Annotated in this window: 17 protein-coding genes; 5 read left to right on the forward strand and 12 right to left on the reverse strand. The window is 74.3% G+C overall.

Annotation, left to right across the window (positions count from 1 at the left end):
* Nucleotides 1-7 precede the first annotated feature (7 nt).
* Nucleotides 8-385, reverse strand: a complete 378-nt coding sequence (hisI, locus tag ACLJPL_RS00120) for a phosphoribosyl-AMP cyclohydrolase (RefSeq protein WP_411078554.1) — start codon at nucleotides 383-385, stop codon at nucleotides 8-10.
* Nucleotides 386-469: 84 nt separating this feature from the next.
* Here hisI and ACLJPL_RS00125 point away from each other — a divergent pair, with 84 nt between their 5' ends.
* Nucleotides 470-1,102 carry a TIGR03085 family metal-binding protein gene (locus tag ACLJPL_RS00125; RefSeq protein ID WP_411078555.1) on the forward strand — a complete coding sequence of 211 codons (633 nt, stop codon included), beginning with the start codon at nucleotides 470-472 and terminating at the stop codon, nucleotides 1,100-1,102.
* A gap of 71 nt (nucleotides 1,103-1,173) precedes the next feature.
* On the opposite strand, the gene ACLJPL_RS00130 is transcribed toward ACLJPL_RS00125, so the two are convergent.
* The 11 genes from ACLJPL_RS00130 to hisD all read right to left on the reverse strand — a co-directional run bounded on the left by ACLJPL_RS00130 (nucleotide 1,174) and on the right by hisD (nucleotide 13,097).
* Complete coding sequence (locus ACLJPL_RS00130; protein WP_411078556.1) at nucleotides 1,174-2,556, reverse strand: PucR family transcriptional regulator; 1,383 nt, start codon at nucleotides 2,554-2,556, stop codon at nucleotides 1,174-1,176.
* Nucleotides 2,557-2,737: 181 nt separating this feature from the next.
* On the reverse strand, nucleotides 2,738-5,938 hold the full coding sequence (locus tag ACLJPL_RS00135; RefSeq protein ID WP_411078557.1) for an AAA family ATPase: 3,201 nt from the start codon (nucleotides 5,936-5,938) through the stop codon (nucleotides 2,738-2,740).
* 135 nt (nucleotides 5,939-6,073) lie between these two features.
* Nucleotides 6,074-6,997, reverse strand: a complete 924-nt coding sequence (locus ACLJPL_RS00140; RefSeq protein WP_411078558.1) for an alpha/beta hydrolase family protein — start codon at nucleotides 6,995-6,997, stop codon at nucleotides 6,074-6,076.
* Nucleotides 6,998-7,303: 306 nt separating this feature from the next.
* The gene (gene hisF / locus ACLJPL_RS00145; RefSeq protein WP_411078559.1) at nucleotides 7,304-8,059 is read right to left on the reverse strand and encodes an imidazole glycerol phosphate synthase subunit HisF; all 756 of its coding nucleotides are present in this window, start codon (nucleotides 8,057-8,059) and stop codon (nucleotides 7,304-7,306) included.
* Nucleotides 8,056-8,469: a RidA family protein gene (locus ACLJPL_RS00150; RefSeq protein WP_411078560.1), complete on the reverse strand. Its 414-nt coding sequence runs from the start codon at nucleotides 8,467-8,469 to the stop codon at nucleotides 8,056-8,058. Before ACLJPL_RS00150 ends, hisF begins: the two co-directional genes overlap by 4 nt.
* Nucleotides 8,466-9,191, reverse strand: a complete 726-nt coding sequence (gene priA, locus ACLJPL_RS00155; protein WP_411078561.1) for a bifunctional 1-(5-phosphoribosyl)-5-((5-phosphoribosylamino)methylideneamino)imidazole-4-carboxamide isomerase/phosphoribosylanthranilate isomerase PriA — start codon at nucleotides 9,189-9,191, stop codon at nucleotides 8,466-8,468. The genes ACLJPL_RS00150 and priA overlap by 4 nt, the downstream gene beginning before the upstream one ends.
* The gene (gene hisH / locus ACLJPL_RS00160) at nucleotides 9,191-9,844 is read right to left on the reverse strand and encodes an imidazole glycerol phosphate synthase subunit HisH (RefSeq protein WP_411078562.1); all 654 of its coding nucleotides are present in this window, start codon (nucleotides 9,842-9,844) and stop codon (nucleotides 9,191-9,193) included. Before hisH ends, priA begins: the two co-directional genes overlap by 1 nt.
* 10 nt (nucleotides 9,845-9,854) lie before the next feature.
* A complete protein-coding gene (locus tag ACLJPL_RS00165) occupies nucleotides 9,855-10,022 on the reverse strand; it encodes a hypothetical protein (RefSeq protein WP_003969742.1) in 168 nt (55 codons plus the stop codon).
* Nucleotides 10,019-10,615 carry an imidazoleglycerol-phosphate dehydratase HisB gene (gene hisB / locus ACLJPL_RS00170; RefSeq protein WP_411078563.1) on the reverse strand — a complete coding sequence of 199 codons (597 nt, stop codon included), beginning with the start codon at nucleotides 10,613-10,615 and terminating at the stop codon, nucleotides 10,019-10,021. The genes ACLJPL_RS00165 and hisB overlap by 4 nt, the downstream gene beginning before the upstream one ends.
* Nucleotides 10,612-11,778, reverse strand: a complete 1,167-nt coding sequence (locus ACLJPL_RS00175) for a histidinol-phosphate transaminase (protein ID WP_411078564.1) — start codon at nucleotides 11,776-11,778, stop codon at nucleotides 10,612-10,614. Before ACLJPL_RS00175 ends, hisB begins: the two co-directional genes overlap by 4 nt.
* The gene (gene hisD / locus ACLJPL_RS00180; RefSeq protein WP_411078565.1) at nucleotides 11,775-13,097 is read right to left on the reverse strand and encodes a histidinol dehydrogenase; all 1,323 of its coding nucleotides are present in this window, start codon (nucleotides 13,095-13,097) and stop codon (nucleotides 11,775-11,777) included. The genes ACLJPL_RS00175 and hisD overlap by 4 nt, the downstream gene beginning before the upstream one ends.
* Before the next feature lie 219 nt (nucleotides 13,098-13,316).
* Between hisD and ACLJPL_RS00185 the strand changes: the two genes are divergently transcribed.
* From ACLJPL_RS00185 to ybaK, 4 genes are all read left to right on the forward strand, one after another.
* Entirely contained in the window at nucleotides 13,317-14,918 is a 1,602-nt protein-coding gene (locus ACLJPL_RS00185) for an oxidoreductase (RefSeq protein WP_411078566.1), read from the forward strand.
* Nucleotides 14,919-15,140: 222 nt separating this feature from the next.
* On the forward strand, nucleotides 15,141-16,181 hold the full coding sequence (locus ACLJPL_RS00190; protein WP_411078567.1) for a hypothetical protein: 1,041 nt from the start codon (nucleotides 15,141-15,143) through the stop codon (nucleotides 16,179-16,181).
* Between the two features lie 5 nt (nucleotides 16,182-16,186).
* On the forward strand, nucleotides 16,187-16,951 hold the full coding sequence (locus ACLJPL_RS00195) for an LON peptidase substrate-binding domain-containing protein (protein WP_411078568.1): 765 nt from the start codon (nucleotides 16,187-16,189) through the stop codon (nucleotides 16,949-16,951).
* A 16-nt stretch (nucleotides 16,952-16,967) separates the two neighbouring features.
* On the forward strand, nucleotides 16,968-17,468 hold the full coding sequence (gene ybaK / locus ACLJPL_RS00200; RefSeq protein WP_411078569.1) for a Cys-tRNA(Pro) deacylase: 501 nt from the start codon (nucleotides 16,968-16,970) through the stop codon (nucleotides 17,466-17,468).
* The last annotated feature ends 194 nt before the right edge of the window (nucleotides 17,469-17,662 follow it).

Below are 17,662 nucleotides of genomic sequence, written 5' to 3' on the forward strand. Positions count from 1 at the left end.
GGTGACCTTACTGGTCGAGGGGGATGACGTCGGCGTCGAAACAGGTGCGGTCGCCCGTGTGGCAGGCGGCGCCGCTCTGGTCGACCCTGACCAGCACGGTGTCGGCGTCGCAGTCCAGGGCGACGGACTTCACGCGCTGGATGTGGCCGGAGGTGTCGCCCTTGACCCAGTACTCCTGGCGGCTGCGCGACCAGTAGGTGCAGCGGCCGGTGGTGAGGGTGCGGTGGAGCGCCTCGTCGTCCATCCAGCCGAGCATCAGCACCTCGCCGGTGTCGTACTGCTGCGCGATGGCCGGGACCAGGCCGTCCGCGCCGCGCTTGAGGCGGGCGGCGATGGCGGGGTCGAGGCTGCTGGCGGGCGGCGTGGGGCCGGGCGTGCTGGTCATGGGCCCATTGTGCCGTGGCGGCGGGCGCTCCCCGGGCGGACGTCCACTGGGCGGACCGCGGGTGACGGTCGTACGCTGGCGGGCATGTCGACCCATGCGAAGCGTGAACGTCTTCTGCTAGCCGATCTGTTGGAGGCGGCGGGACCCGGGGCCCCGACCCTGTGCGGCGGCTGGAAGACCCGCGACCTGGCCGCCCATGTGGTGGTCCGTGAACGCCGTGTGGACGCGGCGGGCGGGCTGGTGCTCGGGGCCCTGAAGAGCCGGCTGGAGCGGGTGCAGGCGGAGTTCGCGGCGAAGCCGTACGAGGAGCTGATCCAGCTGATCCGTACGGGGCCGCCCCGGTTCTCCCCCATGTCCCTCAAGCAGATCGACGAGGCGGCGAACACCGTCGAGTTCTTCGTCCACACGGAGGACGTGCGCCGCGCCCAGCCCGACTGGTCGCGCCGCGAGCTGGACCCGGTCTTCGCCGATGTGCTGTGGTCCCGGACCGAGAAGACGGCCCGGCTGCTGGGCCGCCGGTCCCCGGTGGGGCTGGTGCTGCGCCGCCCGGACGGCCGGACGGTGGTGGCCCACAAGGGCGCCCCGGTGGTGACGGTGACCGGGGAGCCGGCGGAGCTGCTGCTGTTCGCGTTCGGCCGGCAGGACGCGGTGGACGTCCAGGTGGAGGGCGACAAGGACGCGGTGGAGCGGCTGAACCGGGCGGAGCTGGGGATGTAGCGGCTTCCCCTGGGCCCCGGCGGCCGCCGCTGCGTGCCCGGCGGCCGCTGCCGCGTTTCCAGCAGCCGCTGCTACGTTCCCAGCAGCCGCCGGGCCGCCAGGGCGAGGGAGACCTCCACGGCGTCCTTCGGGCGGGTGAGACAGCGGCCGGTGAGCTGTTCGAAGCGGCGCAGCCGGTTGAGGACGGTGTTGCGGTGGCAGTAGAGCCGCGCGCCCGCACGCTGCGCCGAGCCGTCCGCGTCCAGCCAGGCCGTCAGGGTCTCCACGATGACGTCGCGGTCGGAGGGGTCGAGCCGGTCCAGCGGCCCCAGCACCCGGTCGGCGAGGGCGGTGCCGAGGGCCGGGGAGGAGACGACGAGGGCGTCCGGGAGGTGCTCGTCGAGCAGGACCGTGCCCCCGGACGCGGGGCAGGCGCGCAGGGCGGTCTCCGCCAGCCGCCGGGCGTCCCCGAGGGCGGCCAGGCCCTCGACGGCGGAGCCGATGCCGGCCCGGGTGCCGGCGGGGGTGTCGGCGGAGGCTTCCAGCGCGGCGGCGATCGCGTGCAGTTCGCCGGACTCGCCGGACTCACCTGATTCGCCGGGTCCTCCGAATCCTCCGAATCCGCGGAATCCTCCGAATCCGCCGGATTCACCGCTGAGCGGGCTGAGCGGGAGGATCGCGTACTCCGCGTCGGGGCCGGTGTGCCGGAGGAGGGGCCCGCCCGGAAGACCGGCCGGCAGGGTGAGGGGCGGCCGGGCGGGGCCCTGTTGCTGCGGCCCGCGCGGTGCGGAGGCCACCGCGAGCACGGCGTACCGCCCCTGTTCGGGCAGGCCCAGCATCGCCGCCGCCTCGCTGAGGTCCGCGATCCGGGCGGTCCCGTCGAGCAGCGCCGCGACCATCAGCCGCTGCTGGTTCTCCCGCCGCCAGGAGAGACGGCGCTCGGCCTGGCGGTAGGCGTCCGCGACGATGCCGCAGTGCTCGTCGACGAAGTTCCACACGTCGGCGGCCACATGGACGAGCAGCCGTACGTCGTCGGGGTCGCGGCGGGCCGTCTCGTCCACCAGGTCCTGCCAGACCATCGCGCCGCCCATCCGGAAGGCGTGCAGGACGGCGTCGAGCGGTACGCCCTGCGCGGCCCGGATCTCGCCGATCCAGCGGGAGGTGCGATGGGCGGCGTCCCGGAACTCCCGGGGCTGGAGCAGCGAGCCGACGTTGTGCCGCAGCGAGTGGTGGACCTCCTGCCAGACCTCGGCCCGGTCGGAGTCGATCGCCGCCCGGTAGCCGGGCTCCTGCTCGTACAGGGCCTCGACGAGCCGGTCGGTGAGCGCCGGGAGCGAGGCCACCAGGACCCGGGCGGCCCGGTGCAGCACCTCGACGGCCTCGCGGTCGGCCAGGGAACGGAAGCGCTGGGGCAAGGGCGTCGCGGAGGGCGTGCCGTGGAGCACGGCGATCCGCGAACGTACGACCTGGTGCATGGCGGCCTCCACCGGGAATCGGCCGGCCGCGCGATCGGCCGGCTCGGAGCACCCGGCCCGGCAGGGCGCGAGCACAGCCGAATGATCCTGACGCCCGCAGAATGGCATACCGCCCGGTCGGTACCTAGGGGTCTGCGCGGAACTTGTCATCACGGTCCTGCAACCTCCCGTTGTTTGCGGCTCAGGGGCCCAGCAGCCGGGCCAGTTCGGTGCGGGAGCGGATGCCGAGGGCGGCGAAGACGTTGCGGAGGTGGTGGTCGACCGTGCGCGGGCTGAGCGAGAGCCGGAGCGCGACCTCGCGGTTGGTGGCCCCTTCCGCGACACAGCGGGCGATGCGCTGCTGCTGCGGGGTGAGCGCGGCCAGCGCCCCGCCCGCCGCCGGCCGCACCGCGGGGCCCTGCTCCCCCGCCGCCCGTAACTCGCCGGCCGCCCGATCCGCCCAGGCGCGGGCCGAACACCGCTGGAAGGCCACCAGCGCGTCGCGCAGCGGGCCGCGCGCCTCCCGGGTGCGCCGGCGGCGGCGCAGCCACTGCCCGTACAGGAGTTGGGTGCGGGCCCGTTCGAAGTCGCCGTCCGCCCGGTCGTGGTGGGCCAGGGCCTCGGCGTACCGGGCGTCGGCCTCCCCGGCGGGGGCCAGCAGGGCGCGGCAGCGGGCGAGTTGGGCGGGGGCCTGGGGGTCGGCGGTCCGGGTGGTCCAGTCGGCGAACTCGGCCACCGCGGTGCGGAGTTCGCCGGCCTCCTCGGTGGCCCGGCCGCAGCCGACGACCGCCTCGACGTAACAGGGCAGGGCGAGCATCCGGGCGGCGAAGTGGCCCTGGCGGGGTCCGGGGCGCACCAGCGGGGCGAGCCGGGCCGCCGCCTCCTCGGGCCGTCCGGCGGCCAGGTCGGCCCGGGCCCTGGCCCAGGTGGCGAGGGTCGCGGCCTGGGTGAGCCCGTGCGGCACGGCGCCGGCCAGCGCGGCGTCGCAGTGGGCGGCGCACGCCTCGACGGGCCCCTCCACGGAGGCGGCCAGGGCCAGGACCGCGTGCAGGTGGACGGAACTGTTCGGCTGCCCGGTGCGACGGGCCGCGTGCAGCCCCTCCAGCGCGTGGGTGCGGGCCCCGGCGTGCAGCCCGGCCCGCAGTTCGGCGTACGCCAGGTGCTCCAGGGCCTGCGGCAGGAGGGCGTCCGGCCCCCGCGTCCGTACGGCGGCCAGCGCCCGGGCCCCGGTCCGGCAGGCGGCGGCCACCTCCCCGAGGACGAGGGCGGCGACTCCGGCGCGGAGGAGGGCGGCGGGGTCGGCGGTCGCGGGGGCGACCGGGGCGGGGCCGACGGCTCGGCCTGCGGCTCGATGGGCGCGGTCCGCCGGGTTCAGTGGGTCCGCCAAGTCCGCCACCGCCGGATCCGCCGGGTCGAGGCACTGGCGGAGGTGGGCGTGGCCCTCGGCCGTGCGGCCGGTGAGCACCGCGCGCATCCCGTCCCGGTAAGAGGCGAACGCACGGTCGTACGGGGTGGGGTCGACGCGGTTCATGGCGTACGGGGTGGGGGCGAGGCGGTCGTACGGGGTCGGGTCGACGCGGTTCACGGCGTACGGGGTCGGGTCGACGCGGTTCACGGCGTACGGGGTCGGGTCGACGCGGTCGTACGGGGTCGGGGCGACGCGGTTCATGGCCTCCAGGTAGCCGGGCGCGTCGCCCGCAGCCCAGGCCGCCTCGGCCGCTCCGAGCAGGGCGTCGAGGGCCCGCCGGGGGTCGTGCGGGCCGAGCAGGGCGGCTGCGGCGAGCAGTGCCTCATGGGCGTCGGACGCGGGGCCGGAGCGCAGGGCGAGCAGCCCGTGGACGTAGGGGGCGAGGCCGGGCGCGGCGGCGTGCTCCCCCGCCGCCCCGGTCCGGGCCAGCAGGGCACGGGCCCGGGCCGGGTCGCCGGCGAGGGCCGCCTGTTCGGCCGCAGCGGCGAACCGGGCCGAGCGCAGGGGCCGGTCGGCGGTGAGCGCGGCGGCGCGGGCCAGGGCCGAGGAGCGTTCGGCATGCGGGTACGGGCCGGTCGCGGCCGCCTCCAGCCGGGCGGCGAGGCGGGTGTCCGGGCCGGGCGTCGCGCAGGAGAGCTGGACGAGGGAGGCGAGCGGGGCGGGGTGGTCGCCGGTCTCCGCGGACGGGGAGGCCGGCAGGCCGGGCCGGTCGTCGGGCCCCACGACCGGGGTGGCCGGCCCCCCGGCCCTGACCGCGACCGGGGTGGACGACACAGCGGCCCGGTCACCGCCCCCCACACCCGAGGAGGCCGACCCCTCGGCCCCGTCCGCGACCCCCGCGCACAGAGCAGGCGACGCGACGGACCGGTCGCCGGCCCCCGTGGACAGGGCGGGCGCCTCGGCCACCCGGTCGCCGGTCTCCGTCAGCAGGGCGGCGAGCAGTTCGTGGGTGGCGCGGCGGTGGGCGGGCGGGGCGTGGTGCAGGATCGCGCGGGCGAACAGCGGGTGGCTGAAGTGGACCCGGCTGCCCGCCCGTTGGAGCAGGCCCCCGGTCGCGGCGGAGCCGAACAGGGCCCCGTCCAGGAAGTCCCGGGGCAGCCCCGCCCGGCCGCCGGCCCGCAGCAGGAGCAGGGCGTCCGCCCCGGAGCCGGCCGGCTCGTGCTCCTGGGCGGCGGCGGCCAGCAGGAGCAGGGCCCTGGTGTGCGCGGGGAGGCCGTCGAGGCGGTCCGCGTACGCGGCGAGCACTCCCTCGGCCCCGGGCAGCGGGCCGGGCAGCGGGGTGCGCCCGGTGAGCTGGTCCGGGGTGAGGCGGGCGGTGATCCCGGTGAGCAGGCGCGGGTTGCCCGCCGCCTCCCGGAGGAGTTCGGCGCGGACGACCGGGTCGAGCCCCTCCGTACCGCGGGTGAGCCGGTCCAGGAGCGCGGAGGCCGCGTCCTCCTCCAGCGGGCCGAGGCGGAGGGCGGGCAGTCCGGCGAAGGCGGGGCCGTCGTCGGCGGCGATGAGGACGGCGACCCGGCTGCCCGCGCCGAGCCTGTGGGCGGTGGAGCCGAGGGCGGCGCGGGAGGCCGGGTCCCAGGCGTGCGCGTCGTCGACGCAGACCAGCAGCGGGCGTCGCTCGCCCAGCTCCCGGAGGCGGGCGAGCAGCGCTTGTGGGGTGAGGGCCCCGGGGGCCGGGCGGAGCAGGGCGCGCAGTCCGCTGTGGGGCAGGCCGCGTTCGGCGGGGGCGGCGGTGGCGTACAGCACCGGGCCCCGCTCGCGGTGGGCGGCGGCGGCCTCGCGCAGCAGCGCGCTGCGGCCGAGGCCGGGCGGCGCGGCCAGCACGAGAGCGCCGCCGTCGCCGCGCCGCAGCCGGTCGAGCAGACTGTTCAGGATGGCGAGTTCACCGCTGCGGCCGTACAGCCGGGGCGGACTGTGCACGGTCGTCGATGAGGTCATGTCGGCACGCTAGGGCGGGGCGACCGGGGGCGGAAGGCACGCGTCCGGCGACCCGGCCGGGGCGGTGCGGACTCCCAGCCGGACGGCTCCGGCGCTGTGCGCGGGCACAGCGCCGGAGCCGGTTGTGCGCCGGTTCTACGACGCGTGCGGGCAGTTGCCCCGGTACTCCGCGATGGTGACGCTCGGGCGCGGGATCGGGCAGAGGAACTGCTCGTAGCGGGTGTCGTTGTCGATGAATCGCTTCAGCCACGCAATGCTGTACTTCGCGATCGTGGTGTTGGACGAGTTGGGCGTGAAGTGCGAGGCCCCGCGCAGTTCCAGGTACGCCTTGTCCAGCGACCCGGGCAGCGACTCGTAGAAGGGCTCGGAGTGCGAGGCGACCGGGGCGACCGTGTCGCCGTCCGCCCCCACCACCAGGGTGGGCGTGCGCAGTTCGGGCCAGGTCTTGTCGGTGTTCCAGCCGGTCAGCGGGATCGCCGCCTTGAGCGACGTACGGCTCTTGGCGGCTTCCAGGGAGCCGCCGCCGCCCATCGAGTGGCCCATCACGCCGAGCCGGGTGGCGTCGATCCGGGTCCGTACCGAGCTGCGCTGGGTCAGGTAGTCCAGTGCGGACAGGAGTTGGCGGCCTCTGCTGTCGGGCTGGTCGAGCGTGGTGTTGGTGTCGATGGTGAAGACCACGAAGCCCTGCGAGGCCAGGCGCGGGCCGAGCCAGGCGATGGAGGACTGGTAGGCGGTGAAGCCGGGCGAGATGACGACCGCGCCGAAGGCTCCGTCCGCGGTCGACGTCGGGTAGTAGACGGTGCCGCCGCCGAACCCGCTCACGGCGAGCGAGGAGACGGAGGTCTGGGAGGTGGCGTACGAGCCTCGGCTCGCCTCGATGGAGGCGTTCGTGGGGGCCGGGCCGCGCTCGTAGGGGTTGGCGGCGGCCTGGGCTCCCGGGGCCAGGGCGGTCATCAGGAGGCCGGCGGTGGCCGCGGCGGCGGTCAGCAGGCCGGTGAACGTACGGGAGCGGCTCGGGCGCGGGGGGTGCTGGCGGGAGGGGAGGAGGTGCTGCTGCACGGGGGGATCCTCTCGGTGGCGGGGGAACCGCACCACGCGAAGGCCCACGAGCCCGTCGTCCGGGGGCTGTCGGGGTACACCGCGTGGCTGCCGTCGTCGTCCGGCGGCGATCGCCACTCTCACGGTGCGTCCCGGGCACGCGCATCGGCGGTATCACCGGTCTTGGCGGACCGGTGATACCGCCGAAAGGCCCAGCGGGTGTCCGGCGGATCACGCCGGGCTCGCCGGGCCCCGGCAGGCGCACATCTGCGGCCTGGTCCACGCGGAAGGACCTGGGGCCTGTCCCGTCCTGATCCGCCGGAGGCCCTAGCGGACCGGGTGGCCCGCTTCCCGCAGTGCGCCCTTGACCTCGGAGATCCGCAGGTCGCCGAAGTGGAACACCGACGCGGCGAGCACCGCGTCCGCGCCCGCCTCGATGGCCGGGGCGAAGTCCGCGAGGCGGCCCGCGCCGCCGGAGGCGATGACGGGGACGGTGACGTGCCCCCGTACCGCCTCGATCATCTCGGTGTCGTAGCCGTCCTTCGTGCCGTCCGCGTCCATCGAGTTGAGCAGGATCTCGCCCGCGCCCAGCTCGGCGGCGCGGTGCGCCCATTCGACGGCGTCGATGCCGGTGCCCTTGCGGCCGCCGTGCGTGGTGACCTCGAAGCTGCCGTCCGGGGTGCGGCGGGCGTCGACGGAGAGCACCAGGACCTGGCGGCCGAAGCGTTCGGCGATCTCGCGGATGAGGTCGGGGCGGGCGATGGCGGCGGTGTTGACGCCGACCTTGTCCGCCCCGGCGCGCAGCAGCTTGTCCACGTCGTCGGGGGTGCGGACGCCGCCGCCGACCGTGAGCGGGATGAAGACCTGCTCGGCGGTGCGGCGGACCACGTCGTACGTCGTCTCGCGGTCGCCGCTGGAGGCGGTGATGTCGAGGAACGTCAGCTCGTCGGCGCCCTCGGCGTCGTACAGCTTGGCCATCTCGACGGGGTCGCCCGCGTCGCGCAGGTTCTGGAAGTTGACGCCCTTGACGACCCGGCCGGCATCGACGTCCAGGCAGGGGATGACGCGTACGGCGAGGCTCACTTCGCGCCTCCCCGGTATGCCTCGACCTCGACCTCGACGACCAGGCTCGGGTCGACGAACCCGGACACGATGATCATCGTGGCGGCGGGGCGTACGTCGTCGAACAGCTCCTTGTGGGCGCGGCCGATGTCGTCCACGTCCCGGGCGTGCGTGATGTACATCCGGGTGCGGACGACGTCCTGGCGGGTGAGGCCCACCTGTTCCAGCGCCGCGAAGGCGACGTCGAAGGAGGTGATCGCCTGCTCGTAGGGGGAGCCGGCGGAGATCTGGCCGTTCACCACGGAGGTGCAGCCGGCCACCAGGACGAGCCCGCCCGGCAGTTCGACCGCGCGGGAGTAGCCGAACTTCTCCTCCCAGGGCGCGCCGGTGGAGATCCGGCGCACGGAGGCCGAAGCAGTGGGTTCCGTCATGCGGCTACCGCCTTCAGCGCCTCTTCCAGGGTGAACTCCTTGGCGTACAGCGCCTTGCCGACGATCGCGCCCTCGACGCCTTCGGGGACGAGGAGGGAGATCGCGCGGAGGTCCGCGAGCGAGGAGACGCCGCCGGAGGCGACGATCGGGCGGTCGGTGACGGCGCAGACGTCCCGGAGCAGGCCCAGGTTGGGGCCCTGGAGGGTGCCGTCCTTGGCGATGTCGGTGACGACGTAGCGGGCGCAGCCCTCGGCGTCGAGGCGGGCGAGGGTCTCGTAGAGGTCGCCGCCGTCGCGGGTCCAGCCGCGGCCGCGCAGGGTGGTGCCGCGGACGTCGAGGCCGACCGCGATCTTGTCGCCGTGCTCCGCGATGACCTTGGCGACCCACTCGGGGGTCTCCAGGGCGGCGGTGCCGAGGTTGACGCGGCGGCAGCCGGTGGCGAGGGCGGCCGCCAGCGAGGCGTCGTCGCGGATGCCGCCGGACAGCTCGACCTTGATGTCCATGGCCCCGGCGACCTCGGCGATCAGGTCCCGGTTGTCGCCGGTGCCGAAGGCGGCGTCCAGGTCGACGAGGTGCAGCCACTCCGCGCCGGCGCTCTGCCAGGCGAGGGCGGCCTCCAGCGGGGAGCCGTAGGAGGTCTCGGAGCCGGACTCGCCGTGCACGAGGCGGACGGCCTGGCCGTCGCGGACGTCGACGGCGGGGAGCAGTTCAAGCTTCGGCATTACAGCGTCTCGATCCAGTTGGTCAGCAGCTGGGCGCCGGCATCGCCGGACTTCTCGGGGTGGAACTGGGTGGCCCACAGCGCGCCGTTCTCCACGGCGGCCACGAACCGTTCGCCGTGCGTGGCCCAAGTGACCTTGGGGGCGCGGATCTTGGCGTTGGTGACTTCGAGGGACCAGTCGTGCGCCGCGTAGGAGTGCACGAAGTAGAAGCGGGCCTCGGGGTCCAGGCCCGCGAAGAGCCGGGAGTCCTCGGGGGCTTCCACCGTGTTCCACCCCATGTGCGGGACGACGTCGGCCTTCAGGGGTCCGACCGTGCCGGGCCACTCGTCCAGGCCCTCGGTCTCCACGCCGTGCTCGATGCCGCGCTCGAACAGGATCTGCATCCCGACGCAGATGCCCATCACGGGGCGGCCGCCGGAGAGCCTGCGGCCCACGATCCAGTCGCCGCGGGCCCGCTTCAGCCCGTCCATGCAGGCGGAGAACGCGCCGACGCCGGGGACGAGCAGCCCGTCCGCGTTCATCGCGCGGTCGTAGTCGCGGGTGATCTCGACGTCCGCGCCGACGTGGGCGAGGGCCCGCTCGGCGGAGCGGACGTTGCCGAAGCCGTAGTCGAAGACGACGACCTTCTTCTTGCCGGTCGATGTGTCAGTCACAGCGTGCCCCTCAGTCCCACAGGCCCTGGATCCGCAGGATGCCCGCCACCAGGCACATCACGGAGCCGATCGACAGCAGCACGATGACGCCCTTGGGCATCCCCTGCTTGGCGAAGGAGTAGACGCCGCCGGCCAGGAAGAGGCCGACGACGATCAGGATGGTGTTGAGGCCGGTCACAGGGCGCCCTTCGTGGAGGGCAGGATGCCGGCGGCGCGCGGGTCGTGCTCACAGGCGTACCGCAGGGCGCGGGCGAGCGCCTTGAACTGGCACTCGACGATGTGGTGGGCGTTGCGCCCGTACGGCACGTGGACGTGCAGGGCGATCTGCGCCTGGGCGACGAAGGACTCCAGGATGTGCCGGGTCATCGTCGTGTCGTACTCGCCGATCATCGGCGCCATCTTCTCGGGCTCGGTGTGCACGAGGTAGGGGCGGCCGGAGAGGTCGACGGTGACCTGGGCGAGCGACTCGTCCAGCGGGACGGTGCAGTTGCCGAAGCGGTAGATGCCGACCTTGTCGCCGAGGGCCTGCTTGAAGGCCGCGCCGAGCGCGAGCGCGGTGTCCTCGATGGTGTGGTGGCTGTCGATGTGCAGGTCGCCCTCGGTCTTGACCGTGAGGTCGAAGAGGCCGTGGCGGCCGAGCTGGTCGAGCATGTGGTCGTAGAAGCCGACCCCGGTGGCGACATCGACCTTTCCGGTGCCGTCGAGGTTGACCTCGACGAGCACGGACGTTTCCTTCGTGGTGCGTTCCACGCGGCCTACGCGGGGGCTCATGCGTCGTGCTCCTTCTTGAGTTCGCGTACCGCATCGAGGAACGCGTCGTTCTCTGCCGGGGTTCCCGCGGTGACCCGCAGCCATCCCGGTACGCCGTTGTCCCGGACCAGGACGCCCCGGTCGAGGATCTGCCGCCAGACGGCGTGGCTGTCGTCGAAGCGGCCGAACTGGACGAAGTTGGCGTCCGACTCGGTGACCTCGTAGCCGGTGGCGCGCAGCTCGGCCACCAGCCGGTCGCGCTCGCTCTTGAGCTGCGCGACGTACCCCAGCAGCGTATCGGTGTGCTCCAGGGCGGCGAGCGCGGTGGCCTGGGTGACGGAGGAGAGGTGGTACGGCAGCCGCACCAGCTGCACCGCGTCGACGACGACGGGGTCGGCGGCGAGGTAGCCCAGGCGCAGCCCGGCGGCGCCGAACGCCTTGGACATGGTCCGCGAGACGACCAGGTGGCGGCGGCCCTCGATCAGCGGGAGCAGCGAGGGGTGGTGGCTGAACTCGCCGTACGCCTCGTCGACGACGACGATCGAGGGCCCGGCGGCCTGGGCGGCGTCGTACAGGGCGAGGACGGTGTCGGCGTCCACGGCGGTGCCGGTGGGGTTGTTGGGCGAGGTGATGAAGACGACCTCGGGGCGCCGCTCGGCGATGGCGGCGCGGGCGGCCTCCACGTCGATGGTGAAGTCGTCGTTGCGCGGCCCGGAGATCCAGCCGGTGCCGGTGCCCCGGGAGATCAGGGCGTGCATCGAGTACGAGGGTTCGAAGCCGATCGCGGTGCGTCCGGGCCCGCCGAAGGTCTGGAGCAGTTGCTGGAGGACCTCGTTGGAGCCGTTGGCGGCCCATACGTGGGCCGCTGTCACCTCGTGCCCGGCGGTCCGGGTGAGGTAGCGGGCCAGCTCCGTGCGGAGCTCGACGGCGTCCCGGTCGGGGTAGCGGTTGAGGCCGCGGGCGGCCTCGCGGACCCGCTCGGCGATGCGGTCGACCAGGGCTTCGGGGAGCGGGTAGGGGTTCTCGTTGGTGTTGAGGCGTACGGGGACGTCGAGCTGGGGGGCTCCGTACGGGGACTGGCCGCGCAGTTCGTCGCGGACGGGGAGCTCGTCCCAGGGGTTGCGGGGCTCGTTCCCGCCGTTGCCGGCCTCGGCGTCGCGGGGGGTGGTGCTGCCGTTCGTCACTGCTGCGGGACCTTCCAGCCGAACCTTGCCTTGAGGGCCGCGCCGTGGGCGGGGAGGTCCTCCGCCTCGGCGAGGGTCACGACGTGGTGGGCGACCTCGGCGAGGGCGTCGCGGGTGTAGTCGACGATGTGGATGCCGCGCAGGAAGGACTGCACCGACAGGCCCGAGGAGTGGCAGGCGCAGCCGCCGGTGGGCAGGACGTGGTTGGAGCCGGCGCAGTAGTCGCCGAGGGAGACCGGCGACCAGGGGCCGACGAAGATCGCTCCGGCGTTGCGGACCCGGTCGGCGACGGCGGCGGCGTCGGCGGTCTGGATCTCCAGGTGCTCGGCCCCGTACGCGTCGACGACCTTGAGGCCGTCCTCGATGCCGGAGACCAGGACGATCGCGGACTGGCGGCCGGCGAGGGCGGGCGCGATGCGGTCCTCGACGTGCTTGGAGGCGGCGACCTGCGGGGTCAGCTCGGCCTCCGTCGCGGCGGCCAGCTCCTCGGAGTCGGTGACCAGGACGGCGGCGGCCATCGGGTCGTGCTCGGCCTGGCTGATCAGGTCGGCGGCGACGTGCACCGGGTCGGCGGTGGCGTCCGCGAGGATCGCGATCTCGGTGGGCCCGGCCTCGGCGTCGATGCCGATGCGGCCCTTCAGGAGGCGCTTGGCGGCGGCCACGTAGATGTTGCCGGGGCCGGTGACCAGGTTGACCGGGAGGCAGTCCTCGGTGCCGTACGCGAACATCGCGACGGCCTGCGCGCCGCCCGCCGCGTACACCTCGTCCACGCCGAGCAGGGCGCAGGCGGCGAGGATCGTGGGGTGCGGCAGGCCGTCGAAGTCCTTCTGCGGCGGGGAGGCCACGGCGATGCCCTCGACGCCCGCCTCCTGGGCGGGGACGACGTTCATGACGACGGAGGAGGGGTAGACCGAGCGGCCGCCGGGGACGTAGAGCCCGACGCGCTCGACGGGGACCCACTTCTCGGTGACCGTGCCGCCGGGGACGACCTGGGTGGTGTGCGTGGTGCGGCGCTGCTCGCGGTGGACGAGGCGGGCGCGGCGGATCGACTCCTCCAGGGCCGCGCGGACGGCGGGGTCCAGCTCGTCCAGCGCCCGGGTCAGGGCGTCGGCGGGCACCCGGACCGACGAGATCCGGACACCGTCGAGCTTCTCCCCCCAGTCGATCACTGCCGCGGAGCCGCGATGGCGTACGTCCTCGCAGATGGGCCGCACCGTCTCCAGGGCGGCTTCCACGTCGAACTCGGCACGGGGCAGCAGGTCGCGCAGGGCGGCGCCCTCGGGGAGGGCGTCACCGCGCAGATCGATTCGAGAGATCACACCGCAATTCTCTCAGACCGCTCAGCGCCGCCGGTCGCCCGTATCACTGGCTGATACATGACGCGGCCGGCGCCGGATCCCGGCCCGGCCGTGCGCGTCCACGCACGGCCGTCGCCCGGCCATGCCCGACTGTCACTGCTGACCGATAGCTTTCACATCGTCACACAGAGGGAAGAACAGCACTACGACTTGTGTGCAGTGTGCACGGAGGGAGCGGCCGTGACCGAGCCGCACGACGGTGACATCCCGGACGGCCTCAGCGCAGCGGAGCTGGGCATGTGGCAGTCCTTCCGCAACGGGACCACCTACGACTTACGGACCTACGACTCGACCCGCAACGACCCGTTCGCCCCGCACGTCTGGGGGCCCGAGCGGAGCGTCGGCGCGCGCACGCTGGCGCGGCTGCTGCTGAGCGGGCCGCCGGCGAGACCCGGCCGGGTGGCCGCGCTCAAGCTCCGGGGGGTGCGGATCACCGGCAAGCTGGACCTGGCGGGCGGCCGGGTGGCTCCGTACGTGGAGCTGACGGGCTGCCGCTTCGAGCAGGAGGTGGTGCTGCCGGAGTGCCACTTCACCACGCTGCGGATGGTGGGCTGCCTGCTGCCCCGGCTGGAGGCGGCCCGGCTGCACACGGAGGGCGATCTGCATCTGCCGCGCTGCCGGATCGACCGGGGGATCCGGCTCACCGACGCGCAGATAGGCACCGATCTGCTGATCAACCAGCTCAGCGTCGGCTCCGACCGGCACGGCCGGGCCTTCGTCGGGGACGGCATGGCGGTCGCCCAGGACCTCCAGGCCGAGATGGTCGAGACGCACGGGGAGCTGAGCCTGCGCGGGGCGAAGGTGGGCGGTTCGCTGAGCCTGCGCGGCAGCCGTCTGCGCGCCGGGGACGGGCGGCGCGCGCTGAACGCCCCGCAGCTGACCGTGGAGCGCACGCTGTACATGACCGAGGCGTGGGTGAGCGTCGACACCGGGAACCAGGGCACCACTCCCCCGTACGGCGTGGTCTACGCGCCGACCCCGGCGCGCGGGACCCGGTCGCAGATCTTCGAGTGCCAGGGCGGGGTGCGCCTCGACGACGGACGGTTCGGGGACGCGGTGGACCTGCACAAGGCCCGGTTCACGATGACCCGGCAGGAGGAGCTGTCGCTGCGCCGGATCGTCACGCCGGAGCTGCGGTTCAACGCGGAGCGCCCGGAGGAGGGCCGGGTCGTGCTGAACGGCGCGAAGGTGGTGACCCTGATCGACCTGTCCACCAGCTGGCCGGGACCCGGCGGCCTCGCGATGGGCGGTTTCGTGTACGAGAACCTCGTCCCCTACGGCCACTTCCCGCTCTCCCGGCGGCTGGAGTGGGTGCAGGCGGCGACCCCGGAGTACGTCCCCGAGCCGTACGAGCGGCTGGCCGCGGTGATGCGCAGCTGCGGCGAGGACTCGGACGCGCGGGAGGTGCTGCTGGCCAAGCAGCGCCGCCGCCGCGAGACGCTGCCGCCCGCCGCGAAGGCGTGGGGCTTCCTCCAGGACTGGACGGTGGCGTACGGGTACCGGCCGGGGCGGGCGGCGGTGTGGATGGCGGTGCTGTGGGCGGCGGGCACGGCGGCGTTCTCGCAGTACGAGCCGGCGTCGATCAAGAACGACGAGTCCCCGTTGTGGAATCCCGCGCTCTACGCGCTGGACCTGCTCATCCCCGTGATCAACCTGGGGCAGGACGGCTACTGGCGGATGGAGGGCGGTTGGCAGTGGGCGGCGGCCGGTCTGGTGCTCGTGGGGTGGGTTCTGGCCACGACGGTGGCCGCCGGGGCCTCCCGGCTGCTGCGCAGGGGCTGACCGAAAGGGCAGCTCGAACCGGGTGCGGATGCCTCCGCACCGGTACGTCCAGGGGTTCGAGGACAAGGAGGGACCACTCCGGACGGCCTGACCGGAGGGGCGATTTCACGCCATCATCGGCTTTTTCCTTTGCTCTTTCTTGACCTGCCCCGATACAACCCATTCACTCGCCACAGAAGCTTCACAGCACAGCTCTGGCGCGGCCCTCACCAGCGCTTTTCAATGGTCTGCACCATGGCTTTCCTTCGTGCTCTGCTCAGTACCGCCCGCATGATCCGGCACAGCCCTCCGCTGTCCGCCGGACTGTCCGCGGATGACGCCGTGCTGCTCGACGCACCCGACGAGCGGCTCTCCCCGGCGCTGGTGGCCGCCGCCCTGGGCGACCACGAACCGGCCGCCCGGCTGCTCGCCGCCACCCGGGAGGCCGCCGACTGGGAGAACCGGGACCGCTATCTCGGCCGGCTCGTGACCTTCGCCCGCCACCGGGACGGCTGGCTCGTCGACTGGCTGGCCGCCGCCCCGCGCGACCCGGACGCCCTGCTGGTCAAGGCGGAGCTCGCGGTCCACCGGGCCTGGGAGTCGCCCGCCCGCGCGGAACGGCTCAAGGAGGTCGGCCCGCTGATCACGGCCGCCGCCGAAGCGGCTCCGCTCGACCCCGTGCCCTGGCGGCTCGCGCTGGACCACGCCCGCGGCTCCCACGCCACGCACACCGCCTTCGAGGCGCTGTGGGAGCAGGCGGTACGCCGCTCCGCGCACCACTACGGCTGCCATGTGGCGGCGCTGCGCTACCTCTCCGCCGCCTGGTACGGCTCGCACCGCGAGTGCTTCGACTTCGCCGAGCGGGCCGCCGAGGACGCCCTGCCCGACTCCCTGGTGCAGGCCCTGCCGGTGCGGGCGGCCTTCGCCCTGCTGCTGGACCCCCAGGCGATGACCCGCAGCACCTCCGTACTGGAGGAGCGGATCGACGCGGCGGCCGACGCGGCCATCCGGCTCTCGGCCGCCTACCGGCCCGGCGACCCGTGGCCCGCCGAGGTCCGCAACCTCCTCGCGTACGTGCTCCTCGCCCGCGGCCGCTGGGCCGAGGCGCTGGACCAGTTCACGCTGATCGGGCTGCACGCCACGTCGTTCCCGTGGTCCTCGGTCTCCGACGACGCACTGGGCCGTTTCCTCGACGCGCGGGACGGCGCACGGCTCCAGGCGGCCTCCCTGACCCCGATACGGAACCGGGCCGACCGCGGCCGGCCGCGCGGCCATTACGCTTGAGCGTTGTGACCACCGCCCGTCTTCCCCTTTTCCCGCTCAACGCGGTGCTGTTCCCCGGCCTCGTGCTGCCGCTCAACGTCTTCGAGGAGCGATATCGCGCCATGATGCGGGAGCTGCTGAAGAGCGACGAGGACGAACCTCGCCGCTTCGTCGTGGTCGCGATCCGCGACGGCCGCGAGACCGCCGTGACGGGCACCGGCATGCCGGACCCCGTCGCCTCCGCACCCCCCGCCGAGCGCGCCCCCGCCGGGGGCTTCGGCCCCGACCCCGTCCAGACCTTCCACCGGGTGGGCTGCGTGGCCGACGCCGCGACCATCCGCGAGCGCCCCGACGGCAGCTTCGAGGTCCTGGCCACCGGCACCACCCGGGTCAGGCTGCTCTCCGTCGACGCGAGCGGCCCCTATCTGAGCGCCGAGGTCGAGGAGGTGACCGAGGAACCCCCCGCGAAGGACGAGGCCGACGAGGCCGGAGCCCTGGCCGAGGGCGTCCTGCGGGCCTTCCGCGCCTACCAGAAGCGCCTGGCCGGAGCGAGCGAACGCTCGCTCGCCACGGGCTCCGACCTCCCCGACGACCCCTCCGTCGTCTCCTACCTGGTCGCGGCGGCCACGGTCCTGGACGTCCCCACGAAGCAGCGGCTGCTCCAGGCCCCGGACACCGCGACCCGGCTGCGCGAGGAGCTGACCCTGCTGCGCAGGGAGACCGCGGTCATCCGCCACCTGCCCTCGCTCCCCGCCACCGACCTGACCCGCGCCCCCACCCACCCCAACTGACGAGGACTCCACCCCGGTGGCGAAGAAGCCGAAGAAGCAGCCGGGCGGCACGCCGGCCACGGTCGCCCTGACCGCGGCGGGCACGCCCTTCACGGTCCACGCCTACGACCACGACCCGGCCTCCCCCTCCTACGGCGAGGAGGCCGCCGAGGCCCTGGGCGTCTCCCCCGACCGGGTCTTCAAGACCCTGGTCGCGGACGTGGACGGCGAACTGACGGTCGCGGTCGTCCCGGTGGCCGGCTCCCTGGACCTCAAGGCCCTGGCGTCCGCGGTGGGCGGCAAACGGGCCGTCATGGCGGACCCGGCGGCGGCGGAACGCACGACGGGCTACGTCCGGGGCGGAATCTCGCCCCTGGGCCAGCGCAAGCGGCTGCGCACGGTGCTGGACGCGTCGGCGCGATCGCACCCGACGATCTGCGTCTCGGCGGGCCGCCGGGGCCTGGAGGTGGAGCTCGCGGCGACGGATCTGGCGGGGCTGACGGGGGCGGTGTTCGCGGACATCGGGAGGGCCGCGTAGGCGCTACCGGGGGCGCTGCCCCCGAACCCCCGCGCCTCAAACGCCGGCGAGGCTGGAAAGACGTCCTCAATCGCCGGACGGGCTTGATTTGCCCCGCCCCACCAGAATCCAGACGACCGGCGGGCATTTCAGCCCCTCCGGCGTTTGAGGAGCGGGGTCCGGGGCGGAGCCCCGGTTTCGGGAAGGGGCGGGGT

It is taken from the genome of Streptomyces sp. cmx-18-6 (genome assembly GCF_046548915.1).
GTDB lineage: Bacteria > Actinomycetota > Actinomycetes > Streptomycetales > Streptomycetaceae > Streptomyces.